At 37.9% G+C, this 22,629-nt stretch carries 13 protein-coding genes; 4 read left to right on the plus strand and 9 right to left on the minus strand.

Annotated elements, in window-relative coordinates; translation table 11 throughout:
- The first annotated feature begins 20 nt into the window (after positions 1-20).
- The gene (locus tag RMZ42_RS06495) at positions 21-4,706 is read left to right on the plus strand and encodes an eIF2A-related protein (RefSeq protein WP_322670627.1); all 4,686 of its coding nucleotides are present in this window, start codon (positions 21-23) and stop codon (positions 4,704-4,706) included.
- A 151-nt stretch (positions 4,707-4,857) separates the two neighbouring features.
- Positions 4,858-5,721 carry a tetratricopeptide repeat protein gene (locus RMZ42_RS06500; RefSeq protein ID WP_322670628.1) on the plus strand — a complete coding sequence of 288 codons (864 nt, stop codon included), beginning with the start codon at positions 4,858-4,860 and terminating at the stop codon, positions 5,719-5,721.
- 48 nt (positions 5,722-5,769) lie between these two features.
- Here RMZ42_RS06500 and RMZ42_RS06505 read toward each other — a convergent pair whose 3' ends face one another.
- The 4 genes from RMZ42_RS06505 to RMZ42_RS06520 form a co-directional block, all read right to left on the minus strand.
- Positions 5,770-9,126, minus strand: a complete 3,357-nt coding sequence (locus RMZ42_RS06505) for a tetratricopeptide repeat protein (RefSeq protein WP_322670629.1) — start codon at positions 9,124-9,126, stop codon at positions 5,770-5,772.
- 153 nt (positions 9,127-9,279) lie between these two features.
- Positions 9,280-9,849, minus strand: a complete 570-nt coding sequence (locus RMZ42_RS06510; protein WP_322670630.1) for a COP23 domain-containing protein — start codon at positions 9,847-9,849, stop codon at positions 9,280-9,282.
- 209 nt (positions 9,850-10,058) lie between these two features.
- The gene (locus RMZ42_RS06515; protein ID WP_322670631.1) at positions 10,059-10,637 is read right to left on the minus strand and encodes a COP23 domain-containing protein; all 579 of its coding nucleotides are present in this window, start codon (positions 10,635-10,637) and stop codon (positions 10,059-10,061) included.
- A gap of 115 nt (positions 10,638-10,752) precedes the next feature.
- On the minus strand, positions 10,753-11,904 hold the full coding sequence (locus tag RMZ42_RS06520) for a S1C family serine protease (RefSeq protein ID WP_322670632.1): 1,152 nt from the start codon (positions 11,902-11,904) through the stop codon (positions 10,753-10,755).
- 951 nt (positions 11,905-12,855) lie between these two features.
- Here RMZ42_RS06520 and RMZ42_RS34670 point away from each other — a divergent pair.
- A complete protein-coding gene (locus tag RMZ42_RS34670; RefSeq protein WP_416211795.1) occupies positions 12,856-12,987 on the plus strand; it encodes a tetratricopeptide repeat protein in 132 nt (43 codons plus the stop codon).
- Positions 12,988-13,416: 429 nt separating this feature from the next.
- Here RMZ42_RS34670 and RMZ42_RS06525 read toward each other — a convergent pair whose 3' ends face one another.
- Positions 13,417-13,755, minus strand: coding sequence for a hypothetical protein (locus RMZ42_RS06525; RefSeq protein ID WP_322670633.1), 339 nt, complete (start codon positions 13,753-13,755; stop codon positions 13,417-13,419).
- 404 nt (positions 13,756-14,159) lie between these two features.
- Positions 14,160-14,333: a hypothetical protein gene (locus RMZ42_RS06530; protein WP_322670634.1), complete on the minus strand. Its 174-nt coding sequence runs from the start codon at positions 14,331-14,333 to the stop codon at positions 14,160-14,162.
- Positions 14,334-14,753: 420 nt separating this feature from the next.
- On the opposite strand from RMZ42_RS06530, the gene RMZ42_RS06535 reads away from it, so the two are divergent.
- Entirely contained in the window at positions 14,754-15,167 is a 414-nt protein-coding gene (locus RMZ42_RS06535; protein ID WP_322670682.1) for a transposase DNA-binding-containing protein, read from the plus strand.
- A 340-nt stretch (positions 15,168-15,507) separates the two neighbouring features.
- On the opposite strand, the gene RMZ42_RS06540 is transcribed toward RMZ42_RS06535, so the two are convergent.
- The 3 genes from RMZ42_RS06540 to RMZ42_RS06550 form a co-directional block, all read right to left on the minus strand.
- On the minus strand, positions 15,508-18,408 hold the full coding sequence (locus RMZ42_RS06540; RefSeq protein ID WP_322670635.1) for a hypothetical protein: 2,901 nt from the start codon (positions 18,406-18,408) through the stop codon (positions 15,508-15,510).
- Positions 18,409-18,565: 157 nt separating this feature from the next.
- A complete protein-coding gene (locus tag RMZ42_RS06545) occupies positions 18,566-19,771 on the minus strand; it encodes a TRAFAC clade GTPase domain-containing protein (RefSeq protein ID WP_322670636.1) in 1,206 nt (401 codons plus the stop codon).
- A 140-nt stretch (positions 19,772-19,911) separates the two neighbouring features.
- Positions 19,912-22,281, minus strand: a complete 2,370-nt coding sequence (locus RMZ42_RS06550) for a dynamin family protein (RefSeq protein ID WP_322670637.1) — start codon at positions 22,279-22,281, stop codon at positions 19,912-19,914.
- Positions 22,282-22,629: the final 348 nt, after the last annotated feature.

Genomic DNA, 22,629 nt, shown 5'->3' on the forward strand with positions numbered 1-22,629 from the left:
GGGGTAGGAGTGGTAAGACGATGAACAAGTTAGTTGTCCTCAAGCTGGATGGTGACTTCCATAACGGCTTTGGCGTTAGTTTAGCAATTGGTGAAGATGCTTCGCTTCCCGATGTTGAGCTAAGTGACAACGCATTAAAATTACCTGGGCTTCCCACCCTACCTGATATTTATCAAGACTGGTCTAAGAGTTATCGCAGTCTAGATGGATACCGCATTAAACCCAAAAAAGACCAGATTACTAATGTCAGGTTTCAATCTCTGAAAAAAGAATGTCACGCGAAAGCAGATATTATCAAGCAGAGTTTTATTACTTGGTTGCAAGCAGATTCATTCCGGCTTGTTAAAGAGCAATGTTTAACACAGTTAACTGCTGCTGATGAAGTGCGAGTAATTATTCGCACCAATGAAACTCAACTGCGAAAATTGCCTTGGCATTTATGGGATTTATTTGAGTATTATCCTCATGCAGTGGTAGCTCTTAGTTCGCTTTCAGCCCAACGGGTGAAAAAAAGCGATGGCTGCGGCGGGCTACGCCTACGCCCCAATATCCGTATTTTAATTATCCTGGGTAATAGTGAAGGAATTAACGTTGCTGAAGATGAGAAACTCTTAAAAAAATACTGCCAAGCAGCTGAACTAATTGTTTTAGTTGAACCAACACCTGTAGAACTCAACAAACACCTTTGGGATGAAAAAGGTTGGGATATTCTCTTATTTTCTGGGCATAGTCGAACAGAGTCAACAAAGGGGAGAATTTTTCTCAACCGCAGCGATAGTTTAACAATGGATGAGTTGCGGTATGGACTGCAAACCGCAGTCAGGCAAGGGTTACAGTTAGCTTTTTTTAACTCCTGTGATGGCTTAGGAATTGCAGCGGAGTTAGAAAGTTTGCATATTCCGCAAGTGATTGTGATGCGCGAACCTGTACCAGATAAGGTAGCACATCAGTTTTTAAAAGACTTTATTCAAGAGTTTACAGGGAGGAAATCTTTCTATCAATCTGTTAATATTGCTCGTCAAAAATTACAAGGTTTAGAAACAGATTATCCTTGTGCTAGTTGGTTGCCTGTGATTGTGCAGAATTTGTTAGCAATACCTCCCACTTGGCAGGGTATGGGGGCTGTTGCTAACTGTCCCTATCGCGGTTTAGCTGCTTTCAAAGAAGAAGATGCACCCTATTTCTATGGACGAGAAACGGTAACGCAACAGTTAGTTGCTGCGGTGAAAAAAAAGCATTTGGTAGCAGTGGTTGGGGCTTCTGGAAGTGGTAAATCTTCAGTGGTGTTTGCGGGGTTGATTGGGCAATTAAAGCAAGATAGAAGTAATAATTGGCAGATTATTTCCTTTCGTCCTGGGAATAATCCGTTAGAATCTTTAGCGATCGCACTTTCTCAGAGACTGGGGACTGGGGATTGGGGACTGGAGAATAGGGACTCTTTACTGGGGATTGGGGAAGGAGGAATAGGGAAGGCGAAGAATTTGTCTGCGCTTCCTAATAACCAATCTGCAATTCCTGATCCACGGTTGGCGGAATTAGAACTGGAAGTGGAGTTGAGAAATAGTGATATTGCCTTACAAAACTTCCTAGAATCTATCATTACAGCGTCACCCAAGTCTCAGTTAGTGCTAATTGCTGACCAATTTGAAGAACTCTACACCCTTTGTCAGGATACCGAAGAACGCAAAATCTTTCTAGATCATCTCCTGAATGCGGTGAAGAGTGTTCCTGGCTTTACCTTAGTTTTAACTCTGCGGGCAGACTTTTTCGGCGAAGCTTTATCTTACCGTCCTTTTGCCGATGCGTTGCAGGATGCCCAGTTAAACTTAGGACCGATGAATGCTGTAGAATTAGAAACTGCGATCGCTAAACCGGCGCAAATCCTCAATGTGCAGTTAGAACCGGGATTAACCCAACGTCTCATTGATGTGGTGTTGGATTCTCCCAGTCACTTACCTTTACTTGAATTTACCTTAACTCAGTTATGGCAAAAACAACAGCAAGGATGGCTGACTCATCAAGCATACACAGATATTGGGGGTGTGGAAACCGCCTTAGCCAACCATGCAGAATCAGTCTATGTTCAACTGAATTCAGCAGACAAAGAAAGAGTAAAACAAATACTTATTCAGTTAGTACAACCCACAGATAACAACGCAGATATCCGCCGTTTAGCCAATCGTCAGGAGGTGGGAGAAGAAAACTGGAATTTAGTTACACGGTTAGCTGATGCGCGGTTATTGGTGACAAATCGCAATGAAATTACCAATATTGAAACTGTAGAAATTATCCATGAAGCATTAATCAAAAACTGGCGAAGATTGCAGCAATGGATGCAAATTGATGGAGAATTTCGCCGTTGGCAAGAGCAATTAAGGGTATTAATCAAACAATGGGAAAATAGTAATCAAGATGTCGGAGCATTGTTACGAGGTAAACTTTTAATTTATGCAGAGGAATGGTTGCTGCAACGCACCACTCAAGTTAATGCCACTGAGCAAAGTTTTATTAACTTAAGTTTAGAACTACGAGATAGAGAACATCAAGCGAAGAATACTGCTAGAAAAAGAACTATTATCCTATTAACTAGTGGGTTATTAGGAGCATTACTATTAGCTGGTGTGGCTTTATTTCAACGACAACAAGCACAAATTAATGAACTACAAGCCCTCAATCTGTCTGCAAAAGTCTTATTAAAGTCGGGGAACGAAGTTGAAGCATTTATTTCCATACTGCAAGTTATCAAAAATTTAGAGGGATTAAAATTATTAGATTCCCAAACTAAGATAGGTTTATCTACATCTATTCTGGAAAATATCAACCAGATTCAAGAATACAATAGCTTAACAGGACATGAAGGTGAAGTTACCAGCGTCAAATTTAGCCACGATGGTCAACTTTTAGCTTCAGCTAGTCAAGATACCACCATAAAAATTTGGCGACGAGATGGACGGTTCTTACAAACACTAGCAGGTCATCGAGATAGGGTGTTTAGTGTAATTTTTAGCCCAAATAATCAATTGCTAATTGCTGCCAGTTTCGATAATACTATCAGTTTTTGGCGGTATGATTCTAGCACAAGTTTATTTGAAAATCAGCCTTTTTTCAGGTTATCAGAAAAGGATGGATTGGGGGCGATCGCTCTCAGCCCAGATAGTAAAATTCTGGCAACTGCTAACGACAAAGGGCAAATAAAACTGTGGACATTGGATGGACAATTAATCAGAACGATTCCCGCCCACAACCAAAGAATTTGGAGTGTAAATTTTAGCCCAGATGGACAAACTCTTGCTACTGCAAGTGCTGATAAAACTGTGAAACTTTGGAACCTTGAAGGCAAAGCTTTAAAAACGTTACAAGGTCATAGTAATGAAGTTTTCAGTGTTAATTTTAGCCCGGATAGTAAGTTTATAGCCTCTACCAGCAAAGACAAAACTGTAAAAATTTGGGATTTTACAGGTCAATTATTGCATACCTTAGATGGTCATACCAATGAAGTTTTAGACGTTAATTTTAGCCCTGATAGTAAGTTCATAGCCTCTGCAAGTGCAGATGATACAGTAAAAGTTTGGGATATTCCCACAGATGAAAAATCTAATTCCCCGCCCTTAGTCTACACATTTTCAGGACATGGGGGTAAAGCATCGGAAGTGAGTTTTAGTCCAGATGGAAAAACTATAGCTTCTGCTAGTGCAGACAAGACAATTAAACTTTGGCATTTGCAGGGTATTTTACCTAGTTTCCCAGGTAATAGTGTTAGTATCAGCCCGGATGGTAAAACTGTTGCAGTAGGTAATAAACAAGGTATTGTCACCCTCCGACAGCGTGATGGTAATTTGCTAGGAAGCTTTAATGCACATGAGGGAGAAATTATCAAAGTGCTATTTCATCCAACTGGAAAAAATCTTGTCACAATTGGCGTAGATAATCAAATTAAGCTGTGGAATCTTGATAGTAAACTTTTAAAGAGTTGGCAGGGGCATAAGAAAGCTAATAACAGTATATTTGACAAAATATATAACCCAATCCAAGATGCGAGTTTCAGCCCCGATGGGAAAAATATTGTAACCATTGGGGGAATTGACAAACAAGTGAAAATTTGGAATTTACAAGGGACATTATTAAAAAGCTGGCAGACAAATTCTAACTTGCTTACTAAGATTAACTTTAGTCCAGATGGTAAAATCTTGGCGACTGCTGGAGACAAAACAGTAAAACTGTGGAATCTGGAGGGGAAATTATTACAAATCTTATCAGGACATGAAAATAATATTGCATCTGTAATATTTAGTCCAGATGGGAAAATAATTGCCACTGCTGGTATTGATAAAACAGTCAAACTTTGGCATAGTAAGAGTGGTAAATTGTTACGCAGTTTACAACATAATGAAAGGGTTTATAGTGTAAGCTTTAGTCCCAACAATCAAGTATTAGTTTCAGCGAGTGGGGACAAAATCAATTTTTGGAGTTTGACAGGGAAACTGCTTTATACCCTTCAAGGACATCAAAGTAATATTTCAGAGGTGAATTTTAGTTCAGATGAGAACATTGTCGCCTCAGTCGATATCAACAATCACATAATTATATGGAATTTGGATATTAATGATTTACAACAGCGTAGTTGTCACTGGTTAAATGATTATTTGAACAGTCATCAAAGTTTAGATGGAATAAATCATAATCTTTGCAAGAAGTCAAGCGATTAATGTGTTTTTATTACTTTGATGAAAAAAAAATGTAGGGTTACGCTACCCTGCGGTAACGCTAACACACCCTACAAATAGGACTCTTACAATAAATTAACAAATTAGGTATTAAGTATTAGAAAATTATTCTTACTCCCCCTTCCCCATAAATATGCACTACCTAAACCTACCTATTGCTTGTTTAAGTCTGACAATTCCTACCTTCACAACTTTTGAGATGATGATTCCAAAGGCTGAAGCATCAGCTTCTCAGTCTCTACAATTACAAGCACAGACAATCAACTGGTTTATACAAGGAATACAAAAGGCTAATCAACAAGATTATCAAGGAGCATTATTAGATTTTACCCAAGCAATTCAGATTAATCCCCAAAATGCAGAGGCATATTATCAACGGGGTTTAATTTATGTTAAATATACTCAAGGAAAACCATTAAATTCTGATGGAACAGTACCGGGTTGTAAAAAAATTGATGATTATCGAATTACTTGTCCCCTTGTAGTCAAAGATAGGATTAAAGAAAAGAAACAAAAAGCAATTGATGATTTTACTCAAGCAATTCAACTTAATTCCCAGTATGCAGCAGCTTATTATCAACTGGGGTTAGTGGAAGATGAACAGCAGAAAAAAATCCAAAGTTTTCAGAGAGCTAGAGAGCTTTATTTGCAAAAAAGTTTAATTGATTTAAATCAAAATGACTATAAACAAGCAGCAGATTTGTTAGAAACTATTGATAAAATACACGCAGAGATAATATCTCTGACTAAGTTATCAATAGTGGAAAATAGCCAAACAGACAAAAATCCTATTGGTTCGTCAAATGTCTCCCCTGAGCAGAAAAAATTGCCAGAAGTATTAATGGACGAAGCTCGTCAAGCTTTGGGAAAGGGAGATTTGCAAACGGCTATTCAGACATATAGGAAGGCTGCGCGTATTTTTGAAGAAAGAAAAGATTCGAGATATCAGGAAGTAGAGCAGATTATTGCAGAACTTGAGCGAAATGCTAATAAATGATTGTGGATAGAGGTTGAACTCCAGCCTCAAGTATCCAGTACCTAATACTTATTTTTGTAACTCTTTTAAAGCATTCATAATCACTTCATAACTAGCAATATTTCCTTGAGCTTGGAAGTGTTGGGCTGCTCGCTGATAATCTTGAATAGCTGTTTGTTTGTCGCCTATCATCCCGTGAAGCACTCCTCGAAGTGCGTAAGCTTCAGCATAAGTCGGATTAATTGCAATGGCTTTATTGTAATCATCTAGAGCTAAATCCCATTTTTTCTGCTCATAGTAAACATTGCCACGATTGTAGTAAGCAGTAGCATCCTGAGGATTAATTGCAATGGCTTTGCTGAAATCATCAAGAGCTAAATCCCATTTTTTCTGCTTTTTGTAAAGAAAACCGCGATTGTTGTAAGCTTCAGCATAAGTCGGATTAATTGCAATGGCCTTATTGTAATCATCTAGAGCTAAATCCCATTTTTCCTGCTCTTGGTAAAGATTACCCCGATTTCCGTAAGCATCAGCATAAGTCGGATTAATTGCAATGGCTTTATTGTAATCATCTAGAGCTAAATCCCATTTTTTCTGCTCTTGGTAAAGATTACCCCGATTGATGTAAGCATCAGCATAAGTCGGATTAATTGCAATGGCTTTATTGTAATCATCTAGAGCTAAATCCCATTTTTTCTGCTCATAGTAAAAATTACCTCGATTGTAGTAAGCATCAGCAAGAGTCGGATTGATTGCAATGGCTTTATTGAAATCATCTAGAGCTAAATCCCATTTTTTCTGCTCTTTGTAAAGAACCCCCCGATTGTTGTAAGCGTCAGCAAGAGTCGGATTAATTGCAATGGCTTTATTGTAATCATCTAGAGCTAAATCCCATTTTTTCTGCTCATAGTAAAAATTACCTCGATTGTAGTAAGCTTCAGCATAAGTCGGATTAATTGCAATGGCTTTATTATAATCATCTAGAGCTAAATCCCATTTTTTCTGCTTTTTGTAAAGTAAACCCCGATTGATGTAAGCATTAGCATAAGTCGGATTAATTGCAATAGCTTTATTATAATCATCCAGAGCTAAATCCCATTTTTTCTGCTCTTGGTAAAGATTACCCCGTTTTCCGTAAGCATTAGCATAAGTCGGATTAATTACAATGGCTTTATTGAAATCATCTAGAGCTAAATCCCATTTTTTCTGCTCTTTGTAAAGAACCCCCCGATTGTTGTAAGCATCAGTATAAGTCGGATTAATTGCAATGGCTTTATTGAAATCATCTAAAGCTAAATCCCATTTTTTCTGCTCATAGTAAAGAATACCCCGATTGTTGTAAAATGCAGCGCGGGGATTAATATCAATAGCCTTATTGACCGCAATTTCTGCTTCTGTATAACGTTTTAAGCTATCTAAAATCACGTTTTTTTCGTTATACAAATTTGGGTTATTTGGCTGTTGTTGAATTGCTTTGTCTATTGCTCTTAATGCTTGCTCAAGTTGGTTTGATTTTCTATAAGCTACACTTAGCAAAAGCCAAGCAGCAACCAAATCATCTTTGAGATACACTGCTTTTTCTAATGCAGCTATCGCTTCTTGATCTTTTCCATCTGTAGTTAACGCTAAACCCTTGCCATAATCAGCTAAATAAACAAAAGATGGTTTCAGTTTTATTGCCTCGTCAAATGCTTGAACTGCTTCTTGATACCGACGCAACCGCCACAGTTGATTTCCCCTTTCTAGCCATTGACGGGCTGTTGTATTCCCTTTGGAGACATCAGTTGATAATACTGCTTCTTGAATAGCCTTGACTTTTTGTGCATTTAGTTGCGGTGCAGCATCAGTTTTTACTTTCTGTGCTTGTACGCCAAATCGCGTTGCTATTCCTAAAAAAGTACTGATGGGAATTCCTAAACTATAGCCTAGTTGTACTTGATCTTCTTTTAGCTGTTGATCGTAGATTTCTCCTTCTGCACGTCCATGAATCCCAATTACCTTTCCTTGAGAATCTAATACAGGGCCGCCACTCATCCCACCATAGGTGATGCTGGTGTAAACTAACTCATATCCTCCGGTTAAGGAACTCGCAGTTTGTGATTTGCCAGAACTGTCAGTTTGAAAATCTGATTGCCTAGATTGTATTAACCCATTTTCTTTATCAAAAATCTGCCCTATTGTAAATCCCCAAGGTGAATAATTCTCACCCAATTTGGGATACCCAGCAGTAAACATATAGTTACCAGTATTGGGATTATAATTTGCTAAGGTGGCTACATTATCTTTATAGTCTTGATTATTAGCAGTAAATTTAACTACCGCTAAATCAACGCCTTCTTCTACTTTAATGGTAGTTTTCTCTACAGGGTATTGTTTGCCATCAGGTGCAAGTATTTGATATTTATAATCACCACATGGCTGTTTTGCTTCTTTTCTTTCACAAACAACATGCGTTGCTGTTAATACTGTGTAAGTGTCCCCATCCTTAGCAATAATTACCCCCGAACCATTCGCCTTACTGCTGCTATCAATTCTGACAGTAATCTTTTTAGCTTTTTGTTCTAAATCCTTTAACCATCCTGTCAATACTGGTTGCGGTTGTTGATCACGAATATTTGGTATTGGTAGAGAATAAACGGTCAATATTTCTGTATTCACCTGCGTTAAAAAAGTTGAGATAGGTATTCCCCAACTAAATTTTCGCATTTGCTTAATTTCTTCCTCTGTTGGTCGGGAACCATCAGGATATACATAACCTGTGTTTAATATGGGATAGGCGCTTCTACCATTTATCCCAATAAGTTGTCCGACAGAGTTAAGAATTGCACCGCCACTCATTCCTTGTTCAATGTCGCTGCTATAGCCAATTTGATATCCTTCCTTTAGTGGTCGTTCCAATATTTGTTGCACTTGACCTGGGCGAAATACTATTTGTCCTTTTTCGGAGGAATATCCCGCAGCGAGGACTAATTTATTATCAGTATCAGTAATGATGTAATTGGCAACTTCTGTAAGACAATAATTTTGATTAGTTTTAAATTGTAATAAAGCTAAATCAAATTTCTTAAAGTTAGCGTTCTTAAGAGGTTGTGCAGGATAAATTTTACCATCTGATGTTTGCAAACTGATGCTATTCACTCCTCTAACTACATGGGAGTTAGTAACAACTAGGTAGGTATTGCCTTTTTTAGCTAGTAGAGTTCCCGATCCTCCGTTGTTATCACCAATGACTCTGACTGTGATTCTCTTAGCGAGGGTTTGCAGTTGTTTGTCTGAATATTTTACGGGTTCTCTATTTTCTGGTTCGATTTCACAAGCGGAAGTCTCAACTCTTGCTTGAGATAAATAACTGGATGGTTTTTCTAAAGCCAAACTAGGAAATTGTAACAATAGTAAGGGTAAAATCAGAGTGAGATTTCGATTCATTTTAATTCTCAAAATTATGTGGAGTTTGAGTTGATAAACTGGCTGTCCAGAACCCCGATTTTTTAAAGAAGTCGGGGTTCTAAATCGAGACTGGAGGAAAGCGCGAATAACCTACGGGGGGTTAGCGATTATCGCATAATTAATTGATGTCTATTAGATTCGCTTTTCTTGTTCAAGGGTAGAAGCTTTACGCAAAAACTCATCGATTGGTACATACATTTGCTTTCCTGAACTTTGATATAAAGCTTCAGTTCCACTCCCTCCTTCTAAAGCATTTACTAACCGATAAATCACCAACTCACTACTCCGTTCATCTTTCGGTTGAAATAGTTGATTCTCCTTCTCACATTGATCTCCCTCTTTTGCTACAGCACAAATGACTGGATATCCTTTAACTTTGCCATTAGTCAAATACTTTAAACTTCCTTGGTTATAAAAACTTTGAAATTTGGGAGATACAGTTTCACATCTTTGACGAGGGTTCCAACCAAGAAAATATTCTGATTTCCACAGAATAATGGAAGTATGACCGCGTTTTTCAGGTATCCAAGCAAGTGTAGTAGGTAAATTTGTATTACTTGCCCGATCAAAGGTATCTTTGCAAAAGAAACTCACCCTATCTGAAGAGTTAGCTTGACTAAAAGTTGGAGTTATACCAAGTGTCTGTGTGGTGGCGATCGCAGTACAAAATAATATGAGTGAGAGTAATTTTCCTGCTTTCATTGCTGATTAAGGATTGTTAAGAATTGTTGAGCAATTATTTTTCTCCAGATCCCCGACTTCTACCCTCCGGGTTCGCCTTTAGGCGTTCTCGTTCTGCCAAGCAGTTTCCGAAGGATAGAGTAGACACTCGTAGGGTGGCTACAAGAAATTGGGGATCTGAGTTAGGGATTTAAATCTATCGCTGCATAATTAATTTCTGAATACATTTATTATTTGCTATCGAGCAGTGGAGACTTGTTTAAAAAGTTTTGCACAGGAATATACAATTGCTCACCTGAACTTTGCAAAATTGGCTCTGCGCTTTTACCTTCTGAAATATCCATTAATCTTTGTATGACTTCATCAGGTTTACTGCCAGATTTCACCGTAAATAGTTGATTATTACTATTGCAAGTCTCACCTTGGTTGAGAAGACCACAGATAATGGGATAGCCGTTACTCTTACCATAAGTCAGGTAATTTAAGCGACCTTGTTCATAGAATTCTTGAAATTTTTGAGTGACTTTCTGACAGCGTTCTGCTGGAGTCCAGCCACCTTGATTAAAGTATTCAGATTTCCAGCCAATAAAACGCACATGACCTTTACGTTCAGGAACCCAAGCAATTGTAGCCGGAATTTTTTGCCCACTGGCTGTATCTGTAACTTCCCGACAAAAGAAAGTAACTTTATCAGGTTGTGATTCGGCAGCAGTTGCTTTACTAAAGGTTGAATTTAGACCAACATTCAAGCAGACTAGAGATGTTAAAGCAGTTAGTCCTAAACCGATGAAGAATGATTTATTTTGCATAGTTTTGATGATTGAAGTTGATAGTGAGTTAAAGAAATGGTCATTTGTCATTGGTAAGGGGTGCAAGTGTGTTTAATGTTCATAATGTGGGTTCTGTTTCTGACTAGCGAATTACTTAGGGCGTAGTTGTTGCCCGTAAACCGTAATTTCCTGTTTCTCCTCGTTCTGAAGCACTCGCAACTATGAAATAAAGCCCATCTGCTGGCAAAGTAGTCTCTATTTGAGCATTCAAATCACCAGGCCCTCTATCATCGTTTTCAGCTATTTTATTGAACTCTTTACCTTCAGAAGATTCACTTACCTGATATAAATTTAAAAATGAATTAATCTTACGGCTAGCCATCTCAATGACTACCTTTTGACCTGCTCGACCCTGAAATTGATATAGCTTTATAAAGCTACCATTGTCTCGGATGCGATCGCCTTCAGCTAAACTGCCATTAATTACTTGACCATTGAGCGGAATAGTTGTAATAGTCGGTTCTTTTTCTCGCGGTAAAGTAGATTTATTAGAGACTCGCTGGTTTCGCACGTCTGCTAAGAAAGATTTGACTTTTTCCACAGGAAGAGCCAGATTAATGCCAGTACCACTTGGTGTGCGAGCAACTAAATCACCTGCGCCATCAAATACTGGAGCTGTAGCAACTAAAGAATTGACACCAATTACTTCTCCTTGAGAATTTAATAAAGGGCCTCCAGAGTTTCCCGGATTAGTACTAGCAGTATGTTGAATTTCTCCATCTTTCCTAATACGGCTAATATTGCCTTGGGTACAAGTATCACGATTATCTGGGTCTAAAGGAGTACCAATAGCAAAGACGCGATAACCAACTTTCACTGAACCTGGATGCGCTAAAGAAAGGGCTGGTAAATTTTTGCGGTTTGGGATTTTTAAAACAGCTAAATCTACACCTCCCGTTGCAAAACCAACGACATCTCCGGGGACTTGCTTACCATCTTTAAAAACTACTGTGACAACACTAGGACTACCATCCACAACATGAGCATTTGTAATAATTAATCCGTCTTGACTAACTAGAAAACCGCTCCCATGTCCATTGCCATCTTTAATAGTTACGACAGCATTGCTGCCTTTTTCACAAACTACGTTAGCTTCTTTCTCCTCAGAGGTTTGTGCTAAGACACGGTTAGAGTGCCATGCAAGGTGTCCGTTACTCGGTAGTAGCTGTTCAACACTGGCTGCTCCTATAAAGGTAAATATAGTACATAGTGTTAAACTTGCATATTCTAAAAATCTTTTCTTCATTACTTTATAGTCAGCTAGTATGCAGTTAATATCTCAATCGCAGAATGTGGATGTTGAATCCACAGGCGAACTACTCCAAAATTTGTCATGCCTGGAATCATCTGCCTTAAGAAATAAGTTAAGGCTTTTAGTACCGTAAAAATACTAAGATTAGATTAATTCTGCTCAGATTTGGAACAATATTCCGAATAAATTGAGCTAACCATCGAAATTTACGGTACAATGTCCTATACATCTACAGACAATATCCTGGTTTGCAAGCATGAGTGAGATAGAAGGAATCACAAAAGCCGAAGACATGACTTTCAGCTAGCCTTGGTCAAGTCATACTGATGCTGTAAGTTAGAGGGATGCCTGCCGCAGGCTGCGCCAACCCACATCCAGTAACAGCTTTAGTCAATCGACTGTGTTTGATCGTTATTCCATCTCCTCGTTTCAATACATTCATGTTGTCAACAGGTGAACTACTTGTTTGCTTCTGTTTGGGTTTCGTCAGGAGTCCGTAGTTTTTACGCAGATGAGTACGCCTGTTACAAAACTTTATATTGATTGCTACTTTGCTTGCGATACCTTTCCTTCGGAACGGTGCGCGAACGCTAACGCATAATTTCTAGAGATGTTTTCACAGATCAACTTTTATTTGGGTATCGACAGCAAACTGTTATTTTTACGCAGATCAGCAAGTTTGTTACAAAAATCAATACCTTTCCTTCGGAACGCTACGCTAACGTCAAAGATAGAGGTAGTGTAGCTTTTACCGCAGCAGCCTAACTCTATACCTAGAGAGGGCATCAAGTTCCCCAATCCCTTTGATCAAAACTCAAGTCTGCTGACGCAGACATAACAGGTGAACACTAATCATCTGCTATGTACGTTTATTTGTTGTACTTTAACAAACCAATTAATCCGAATTGACCTGCACAGCATTATTTAGGATTTACCAAAGACTATTTGAATAAATTTCTTGAAATAAATTCTGAGCATATAGATGCTCTATATAACAGGGGAGCTGTTTACTACCAACAGAAACAATACCAGCTAGCATTGAATGATTACAACCGAGTAATTTCATTATCTCTGTAAAACCAAAATAATCACGCTGACTGCAATCAACTAGCTATTAACTGTAACCTACCGTTCGCTGCTTTCAACAGAGTTACTGAATTGAATGCTTATTTAACTCCGCTTTACATAAACCGAGCAAATATTTATGCAGAGCAACAAAAATGGAATTTAGCATTGGATGAATACAATCACATCATTACACTAAATCCTGAATACGAAATATCTATTAAACTGAATCCTTTGTATGCAAGTGCTTACAAAAATCGAGCATTTGACATTAAATTTACATAGCAATGCAGAACACTTAACTATTTTCAGGAGAAATGATACTGCATAAGCAAGGTAGGCAAAACACCCACCCTGCTTATTCAATATGTCTGCGATAGTTAAAAATTGAGAATTTATGTAAGCTGCTCAATAGCCCTTGATTGAGTGTTAATTATTTCCCTAAATCCAACCCTCTTTTTCTCCAAGCTCTATAAAATATTCATTACAATGAATGCTGTCACTTAAATTGACTGCCGCTAAAACACTACAATTTTGCCATTGACTCAGGGCATATTGGCATCTCGCCACTACCAATTGTGTTGCTACAGGACTTTGAGAACCATATCGGTTATAGATAGCTATTTGTTGGCCACATATTGCGATTACACGCGATGCTCTAGTTATAGTATTAGCATCATCAACACTATTAGCTTTCGAGGGTAAGCTAAAAAGAGTGAGGAAGCTAGTAGTGGAAAAAATCAAGCTGGCAATTAGTTTGGTTGTTTTGGTTTTTAGCATGGTAATTATGTCAAGGTAAGATAGACAATTCCAGATTGCGTATTAGCTATTGCAAATTTTTTCAGTCAGAATCGAATAGCAATACACTCACAATTGCACTACATAACATGAGAACTATGAAAGCTTTTTTAATTCTGAAACTAAACATATATTTCTCTAATGTATGTAATCTTTTTGATTGCTTCTATTCTGATTACTGCTTGGGCGAAATGTTTTGACGCAGTAGTGAAAAATAGTTATAAAACTTTACTTAGTGTCTTTGATTCATGATGATGCGCTTACTCTTTTATAGTGAGAATTATTAAGCGCATCTGTGCATCGCATTGATGTTATGCAATCTGCGAGTCATATACATTAGCAAATTGCACAGCACAATCTGCATTTTGTCCTACTGCGATCGCAATTCAAAAAGCCTTTTTTCCCCAGTTCTGTTCCATCAATTTTTTCAATCCACCACTAAAATCATCAGTGGTTTGACCATCCGTAATCAACACTAAAACAGATGGTAAAGCGCGATTGGTCATTGGCGGTATTTTTAACTGCTCCCCTAACATCGTTGGTTCTACAACCTTTTTCATTGTTTCTATTTCTATTGCTGCTTCTGCTAAAGGGTTTTACGCAGAAGGAGAATATGGTTACAAAAGTTTACTTTTTATCAGATGGGAAGTGTTTTGGTTTACGACAAAGCCCGCGATTGGGTAGCTAGAATTCAACACTGCTCAGTTAAGACAACAATTTAAGTAAAAGGTTGCCGAATCTAGAGCTTGACTAACTTCGCACTTTGTGAGCGTGCGTTCGCCCCGGGCGGGTACGCCATCGCAAAGTGCGAAAACTCTGCCAAACTCTCCCAAAAGTCAGGAACTCACGGCAACTTTATTCTGACTTTTCACGGGATGTGGAAAAGGGAAGTTGGTTCGCGTACATCTTCCGCGAACCAACTTCAGAGAATTAACTTGTGATTTTAGATATTGTCGTGGTAGGTGTGTCAATGAGTGGAAATGAAAATCTTAGAGAAGAATCTGTATAAGGAGTGTAACTTTGGAGACAAGCGTTTAACCCAAAGAGCAGCATTTATAGGTGAACTTTTATCAGTAAAATATGGTCAGCCTTTATCAAAAATATTTAAAACAGCTAGTGACCTCAAACGTGGTTACGAATTTTTCTCGAATCCAAAAACCAATTTTGAAAAGTTGACTCAACCTTACTTTAAACAAACAGCCCAAGAAATAAACGGCACTCCTGTGGTGTTAGCTGTAGGAGATACAACTTTTTTAGATTACAAAAAAATACTAGATAAAAGAGAAGAATACGGCCCAATAGGTAATGGTGGAAATGGATTAATTTTACATAGTTGTTTAGCTTTAGAACCTGATTTGGGACAGACCTTGGGGTTATTGTGGGAGAAGCTTTGACATAGAGAGCATAAAGCACCACAGCCGATTAATGAAACCCAAGAAGTTAAAGAAGAGCGTCTAAAAAAAGAGCGAAAAGCTAAAATAAATAAAGAATTTAAGTCTAAAGAATCTTATAGATGGGTTGAAGCTTTCTCAAAGATAGAAAAACAGTTTTCTACTTTAGAAATTCCAGTAGGGGGATTATCATCGAAGATAATTCATGTTTTTGATAGATAAGGCGATATTGCTGAAGTTTTCGCTCAAATCAGCCAAACTAAAAATGCAGGTGTAGTAGTCAGAATTTGACACAGGTCTTTTAAGTAATGTGTAACAGTTTATCTTAATTTTATGCGTAGCTTTAACTTAAAGAATTGGCATTAGATAACTCTACAAAGACTTGACGAACTGGCTCTGGTATAGAATCCCAAAATGCTTTTAATATTAAATGGCTCTCTTCTTCCAGGGAATAATTTTTGATTTTTTGAGTCAAATTCAGCACTTCTAAATATGGTGTGGTTTTTACAGAATTTTGTATAAATATTTGAGAAGCCAGAGTAAAATATTGAATGTACAATTGTTGATCCAACGTAATATCTCGCCACCACTTTAGCTGATTCCAATCGCTAGCAGATATAAATTGAGCTAAGAGTCCAACGGAAAATGTTTTGAGATTTTCAACTTCTAGTTGATTGCGCGGTGATGTTTGCAGTAATATTTCTAGCAGATTAAGTTGTTGTTCATTGGGAATAATAGCTTTACTATCACGACTAAGGTAATTTAGTATTAACTCGATACTGCGGGCTAGCAATGGAGTAGCTTTGAGAATTTCGATTTGTGCAATTAAATCTAGCCCCCAAACTTCACAATCGTTAAGTAAGCTCTGAGTTGTTTCGGGTTGGGTGTAAAACTTTATTACTGTAATAGCCTGGTTTCGCAAGAATATCTTCTCTTGTTCAGAAAGAATGACCCTACCCAAAGAAGGTAGCTGTATTTCAAATTCAAGCTGCCAAACGGTGGTTTGCAATTCCAACCAGTCTTGATTTGAGAAATTTTTAGTTACACTGGGGCTAGTTAGCAGAGTTTTTAATTCCGAATCCACTTGCTTGTGTGTAATCCAGTTTTGGCACAGATAATGTAGCACGTCGCCTGCTATCCAGTGAAAGCGATCGCTCTCTGCTAAACATCTTACCAAGGTTTCGACATATTGGGATGAAATAGCGAGTATTTGACTTAAATCTTGGATTTTGATAACTTTCCATGCACAACTACTGCTTAAAAATGTTCTTCTAAAATTTTCATCATTGGCTATTATTGGTAAACATTTTTGGAACACTATAATACAGAAATTATTTTTCTGTAAACTATCGATAAAAACTATATATTCTTGCGGATTTTCATACAAAATACTCGCTAACTTATCCCATGTATCCCAAGTATTTGATGTATGCTTTAGAGCCGAAAATATTTCGCTTAATCCAAGCTTTTTATTCTCAAACCAAGCAAAGGTTTGATTTAGGGAGTAATGACCTGAACGAATCATTTCAACTAACAAATCCTTTGCTTCCTCATAAGAGGGATGCCAAGTATTTAGGAATTCTACATACATATCATCCTGTTGTATGTCATTCATACTAAATACATTTGCAAGTAGATGTAGATTTACTAAAGCTGCATTTCTCTGAATGAGTAAATTATTGAATAAATCTACTATTTCTGCATTTTTATTGATTTTAGCGTACAAGTTACTTTGCCGAATTTGGTCACTATTAAGATGAGGTACTAAAGTTGCAAATTTGAAATTAAAGCAGTTATAGAGTTTTGTAACTGGAATTTCACTTGCTAAAACAGCATCCAAGAGCCAAAACTGCTCTGTTTTATCTTGAAAAATGTGCTTAGTAGCAAAATTAGTTGCTAATTGCCATGCTTGGCTCCAATCACATTGAAATTTGGACACAACCACGCTCTTACAAAGCTTTCTGAATTCTTGTAAAAGAATAGTATCTTCATAACGAGATTCTTCAACCAGCCTATTCTTCAATAAAATTTCAGCAATGTCTGGATGATTCTGGAGTTTCTGTAATAGTTTAATTTGCTCTACTACTGAAAGTCGTTTCCACACATCCAATATTATTGGAATGCATTGTTGCAGCTTGATAATTGGTGTCTTTGTTAACTCATCCCAAGCAAAAACAAGTTCTTGCTCGTCATTTATAACTGGAATAACTTCTTGCCACTTGTTTATACTTAAGCCTGATAAATATTTACACTGTATTGAGGTTTTTTGCTCATTAGGTAATAACGAAATGAGCCGAGCAATTAGTTTTATGTCTATATTTTCAGAGTCAGCTAGATTTTCTAGTAAAATTTGACTGTCAGTAATTACATCTAGTTCTTGAATAAGTTCCTGAACTTTTTGTTGAGCATTAACTATCGGATAAATAAAATCGTTGAGGTAATAATTTTGAAATATCCTTGACTCGAAATATCCTTCAAATGTTCGAGTATCATGATTCAGCCAAATCAGATTATCTACAAGTGGTTCTTCAGGGTTAGAATTACTTTTAATAATCAGTTGTGCCCAATTACAAAATTCCTCATCTAGCGTACCCGATGCAACAGCAATTGTGGAACGAGCCGCAGCTGGTAGCAATAGCAAGATACTTTCTACAAACTCTTTGGTACTAACATTACCATTTCCAGTGAAAATTAACCGCTTACCATTGATTAATGCAGCAAGTGCAGATATCAGCAAAGGTTGTCCATTTGTATCAGCTTCACTAAAGCAACGCTGTATTTTATTAACCTCCTCTTGGTTGTAAGATATGGGCTGCTCAAGGGGGGGAATTTGTAAAAGTGGTAGGTTAGCTTCAAACTGTCTAAACAAGGGGATAGGATGTTGAAAAATCCAAGAGAGTAGTTGAAATGTCCGACCCCGTAACACTGCTAGCGATTCGAGAGGAATAAAGACATAGAGACTGTGGTTAAACTCCGTATGTCCACTTAAAATCTCCTGCCCCCGTTTGTCAACAGCAGTTTCGACCTTCATCAATACTAAATTGTTTTCTTGCAAAAAGATGCCTACCGCTTTTGTTCTTCTTTGAGGCGGGTATGCTCCCCAGAAGCAATGGGTTTCTTCTGCCATTGTTTTGAGTTGCTCTTCGTCTGTCAAATTAGCAGTGCGAGCAACAAGACAATATCCAGAATTTATACCCACAAACTTGCCATACACAAAATAGCTATATTCTAATTCTTGGTTCATAAATAAATGTCTGTAATTTTGTTTGCGTTTATGTAATTCATTCCGTGAATGCCTGAGTAGTAAAAAAGTTACGAGAGTTAAGTGTTAAATGTTGAGGGAAAAATTTTCAATTTAACACTTATAACTCCCTCCTCTACCTTAAGAGTGTTTTTGATCCTTAATCCTTGACAGGTGACTTCCGTGTGATACGAGATGGTGGATGGGCTTGAATACCCTCAATCAACCATTCAACTGGTTCGATGACATTTAATGGAACTAAAATTGCCTCTGGATTGATTTTTGGCAACGATTGTGGTGGTGACTCTGAATTATTTTTATTGTTGCTATTGTTGCCTGTCCAATCATCAGTTGAAGATGAACTACTAGGTGTTTCTGGAGCATAAACATCGTTATAACTATCCCAGTCATAATTACCATCTGATGAGTTAGTGTGTTGAGTATCTGATTGGGATGAATCGTTTTCTTCTGGATAGATTACAGGCGATTTCCACTCGCCATCTTTTTGATAACAACCTAGAGATGATACAGAAAAAAATTCACAACGGTTATCTTTATTAAGCCTCTTCCTTTTGTCTGGGTTTAACTCTAGCCGACAGTAGCCTTGCAATGCTGTTAACGGCATCCTTATTCCCAGAATCTTTTCGACAAACTGTTGTGCTGTTTTCCTATTGCTCCAAAAGTCTTGACGGTCAACTTTGGTAACACAGAAAGTAATATATTGCTCTAACCGTGGATCGCGTATTTCTGCGCGTCGGCAGCGCTCTTGAAACTCCAAAAACAATTTTCTCAGCAGAGTCGAATACTTCAAGCCATCTTTCTCGCTGCGCTCAGGGTCAAGTAGGAAGATAATTCCATCGCAACTTATCAAATAGTCCACGATATCCATTGGCTTATCTTCCTCTTCAGAGGCTTTAGCACTTGGACTGATTCTGTTTTCTTTAACTGTGGCTTTCGCTGTAAGTATATTTTGGTAAAACTCTCCTGGTGCGTCAATAAAATAAAGCACAATTTTGGAGCCAGAATTAGGAGAAGAGCGAGGTGTTAGAGTGTAACTGTAAATTGGAAGCTCCTTTGTTGGTTTTGTACGAGGGGGGAATAATCCTTCTTCTTCTATGTAGCTAAGATTTTCCTCTATGAATTTGCGAGCTTTTGGGTCAACCTCAACCAACCACTTACCTGATGTTATTAAGGCATAGTACAACATTGTTAGGTAGGTAGTCTTACCAGCCCCACTGGTTCCCCAAATTCCCAACCTTATATCGCCTGGTGAAGAAGTTTGCAAGTTTTCTTTTAACCACTTACTTAATACTGCTCCATAGTCTTTGAGACGATTTTCCCAGTTAGTTAAATTGATATCATTCATAACGAACTCTCCTGTTTTGATTTACTCTTGTGTAATTTGATGGTGCTATTCGCCATACACAATTTGAAGCTTGTTTTGTCAGATTTTTTGTAGAGACGTGATACCTAAAGGGTAATTTAATCACGTCTTTGCGTAGTACTTTATTGACGTATGGAAGCCAGAGCAGCGAGTTTCGCCTCTAGTAATTTCAAACGCTTCCAAGCAGGGTCTTTGTTGAGACTCTCAATGATTTTGGATTTCAAAACTGAATTCTCTGATTTCCCTAGTTCATAAAAAATTTCTTCAATTAGGTTTAACAAGCGGTCTTCAATTAGCATTATTTCGTAGCGATAAAGATTCAATAATCCGATAATGCAATCATCAGAAACATAAGGTTGATATTCCTTACGTACTTCTGCAATAAATGTGTTGAAATCGGTATCTGGGATGTTGGAGTTAGGTTGGCGGGGAGGTTTGGGAAGGGTGTCTACTAATTGCCGCTTCTCTAATTTGCCATCGGGTGTGAGGAAGGCACAGGCTGGGTCAGTCATTTTTGTTAAAGCAATGCGTCCTGCAACTTCAACCATTGTGTGCTGCATGGAAAGAAGCCACTTTTGAATTTTTGACTCCAACACAGAGACTTCTTGGTAGTCGTAGCAACCTGTGGCAATTTTTTGCGCCATTTTATAACTTTCCAAACTGGAACTGTAAAGTTGTACTAAATACTTCGCCAGTCGTGGTACTTGGATAGCAATTTGCTTCCAGAGATTAATTTGGGTTCTGTCTACGATATATTCAGCCATTGCTCGATTTACCCGATTAGGATGTCCAAGCAGCCATTTGGAATGTACGGCTTCTTTCCAAAGCAGAGGCATATTTTTCTTTAGCTCATTGTCTACAAGGTCACAAATATGTTTGGCTTCTTTATCTAGTTCTTGTTTCCAGCGTTCGATACTTGCAAGTTGATTGCTTCGGAACTCATACACTACATCCTCAAGGCTTTGCTGTTGTTCTTGCAGTGTCTGTTTGACTTTTTTCTTTTCCTGTATATGGATGGTTCCTTCGTTATCCGTTAGTTGTAGCTTTTCAGTCTCAAACTCGCTGCACAGTGCTTCCACTATGCTATTTATCGCCAGTTTCCCATCACGGATTTGTCCTTCTATGCGGCGATCGCGTGCAAAATTAGTCAGTTCCTCTACAAGCTTGGGAATTTGGCTGGCTTCTAAAACTTGGCGATCGCTTCCGTCTTTCACACCAAGCTTTAATTTTAGTGATTCATATGTATCAGGGTCTTTTTGAGTCTGTCCGCGAAGAGCCTTTTGAGCTAGAAGTGCAGCCAAAGAGGATACGGAAAAGTAGGGATGAGCGTTAGTTCCACGGTTACTAAGATGAGGATATTTTGTATAACCTGGTAAAAACTTTTCTATCAAGCTCCGCATATCTTGCGAAAGATTTTCTGGTATTTTATCCTCTGTAACGCTGTCAATAGCATTTAAAACAAAAAATACACCCTCATATGATTCTGCACTTTCTTCCAAACCGACGTGCTTGCGTACATTACTAAGTAAATCAAAATCACTGTCTGTACCAATACGTTTCGGATCTTTGATGATGTAGATGACAGCATCAGCTTTTTTAATTTCTTCACGGATAATAATATTGTGCAGAGGGCTACCATCTAACCCCGGTAGGTCAACTAAGCATACGTTTTGTGCTAGTTGCAATGCTTGTATATCTGTTTTGCTCTGTAACGGATGAAGTCGATAAATCACAGTTTTGACTAAACCAATTCTGCGGTGAGGAGAGTTTTCGGCATTGAGATTGCTGTGTTCATCGATTAATTGATTCAGTTCTTCAATATCTCTAGAATTATCAAGTAAAAACTCGCGCCGCAAACTACTAACATTGTTATTGATATACTGTTTCACAATGTCAGTTAATGTTTCCCTTAACCTCTGAAAATTGTTGCGAACCTCAGCTTCTGTAATTTTCTGTTGTGGTTCCATAGTTGAAAGTTGATTCACGAACCCTAAATCTAGTCTGCTATTTAACCACGAAGTATCAAGTCCGTAACGCTTATAGTTACGAACAAAATCATAGATGATTTCCCGAATATCTCTTTCGCCTCTGTACTCCACAATTGCTTTTTGGGGTTCAGTTTCTGGCATATCTAAGAAAATTTCCAGAACTGTACCAGTAGCTGGTTTTCCAACACTTCTCATCAGCACTCTATCATCCCCTAATATGGAATTAGTAAATGTGCTTTTGCCAGCACCAGTAACCCCAATAACAACAATACGGTATGGTTTTTTATAGTCAAGTGCCTTATTGGCACGAGCTAAAATATCCAAAAAACGTTGTTGATCCTCTGGGAATATTTCAAAGTATTTTTTCAGTGCTTCTATGCGCTCAACCTGAACTAAAAAGCGTTCTACTTGTTCATCAGTAGCATCAGGTAATTTATTTTTTATCTCTTCTTTTTGTGATAACTCTCTTGTCTGCGTTAGCTGCGTATCTTCACTTAAAGTCATAGGAGTTACTTCCCAAAAAAATAATTGATTGAGGTAGAATTGTATTAACTTAGCTGTCTAATTACAGCATCCAGTTTTCTCAGATTGGTTGAGAATCAAATACTCGATCTAATTCGTAAGATAGAAGCAATGGCTAGATAGATGTATTCACTTTCCTACTAATTTAGATACTTAAATAGGACAAGTTTGGTGCATAAAGCTGCAAAGGTTTTTTATCCTTGGTTCTGTAACCGTTTTGATTGCTTCTATTTCTATTGCTGTTTCTGCTAGGGGATTTTACGCAGCAGTGGGAAATAGTTACAAAACTTTATCGGTAAAGGCAGAGGGCAGGAGGCAGAAGGGAATTCT

Source organism: Nostoc sp. DedQUE05 (assembly GCF_034530955.1).
Classification (GTDB): domain Bacteria; phylum Cyanobacteriota; class Cyanobacteriia; order Cyanobacteriales; family Nostocaceae; genus Nostoc.

Excerpts from the sequence above, each read along its gene's own strand:
- RMZ42_RS06495 (WP_322670627.1), top strand. The coding sequence starts at position 21 with ATGAACAAGTTAGTTGTCCTCAAGCTGGATGGTGACTTCCATAACGGC.
- RMZ42_RS06500 (WP_322670628.1), top strand. The coding sequence starts at position 4,858 with ATGCACTACCTAAACCTACCTATTGCTTGTTTAAGTCTGACAATTCCT.
- RMZ42_RS06505 (WP_322670629.1), bottom strand. The coding sequence starts at position 9,126 with ATGAATCGAAATCTCACTCTGATTTTACCCTTACTATTGTTACAATTT.
- RMZ42_RS06510 (WP_322670630.1), bottom strand. The coding sequence starts at position 9,849 with ATGAAAGCAGGAAAATTACTCTCACTCATATTATTTTGTACTGCGATC.
- RMZ42_RS06515 (WP_322670631.1), bottom strand. The coding sequence starts at position 10,637 with ATGCAAAATAAATCATTCTTCATCGGTTTAGGACTAACTGCTTTAACA.
- RMZ42_RS06520 (WP_322670632.1), bottom strand. The coding sequence starts at position 11,904 with ATGAAGAAAAGATTTTTAGAATATGCAAGTTTAACACTATGTACTATA.
- RMZ42_RS06525 (WP_322670633.1), bottom strand. The coding sequence starts at position 13,755 with ATGCTAAAAACCAAAACAACCAAACTAATTGCCAGCTTGATTTTTTCC.
- RMZ42_RS06530 (WP_322670634.1), bottom strand. The coding sequence starts at position 14,333 with ATGAAAAAGGTTGTAGAACCAACGATGTTAGGGGAGCAGTTAAAAATA.
- RMZ42_RS06535 (WP_322670682.1), top strand. The coding sequence starts at position 14,754 with ATGAAAATCTTAGAGAAGAATCTGTATAAGGAGTGTAACTTTGGAGAC.
- RMZ42_RS06540 (WP_322670635.1), bottom strand. The coding sequence starts at position 18,408 with ATGAACCAAGAATTAGAATATAGCTATTTTGTGTATGGCAAGTTTGTG.
- RMZ42_RS06545 (WP_322670636.1), bottom strand. The coding sequence starts at position 19,771 with ATGAATGATATCAATTTAACTAACTGGGAAAATCGTCTCAAAGACTAT.
- RMZ42_RS06550 (WP_322670637.1), bottom strand. The coding sequence starts at position 22,281 with ATGACTTTAAGTGAAGATACGCAGCTAACGCAGACAAGAGAGTTATCA.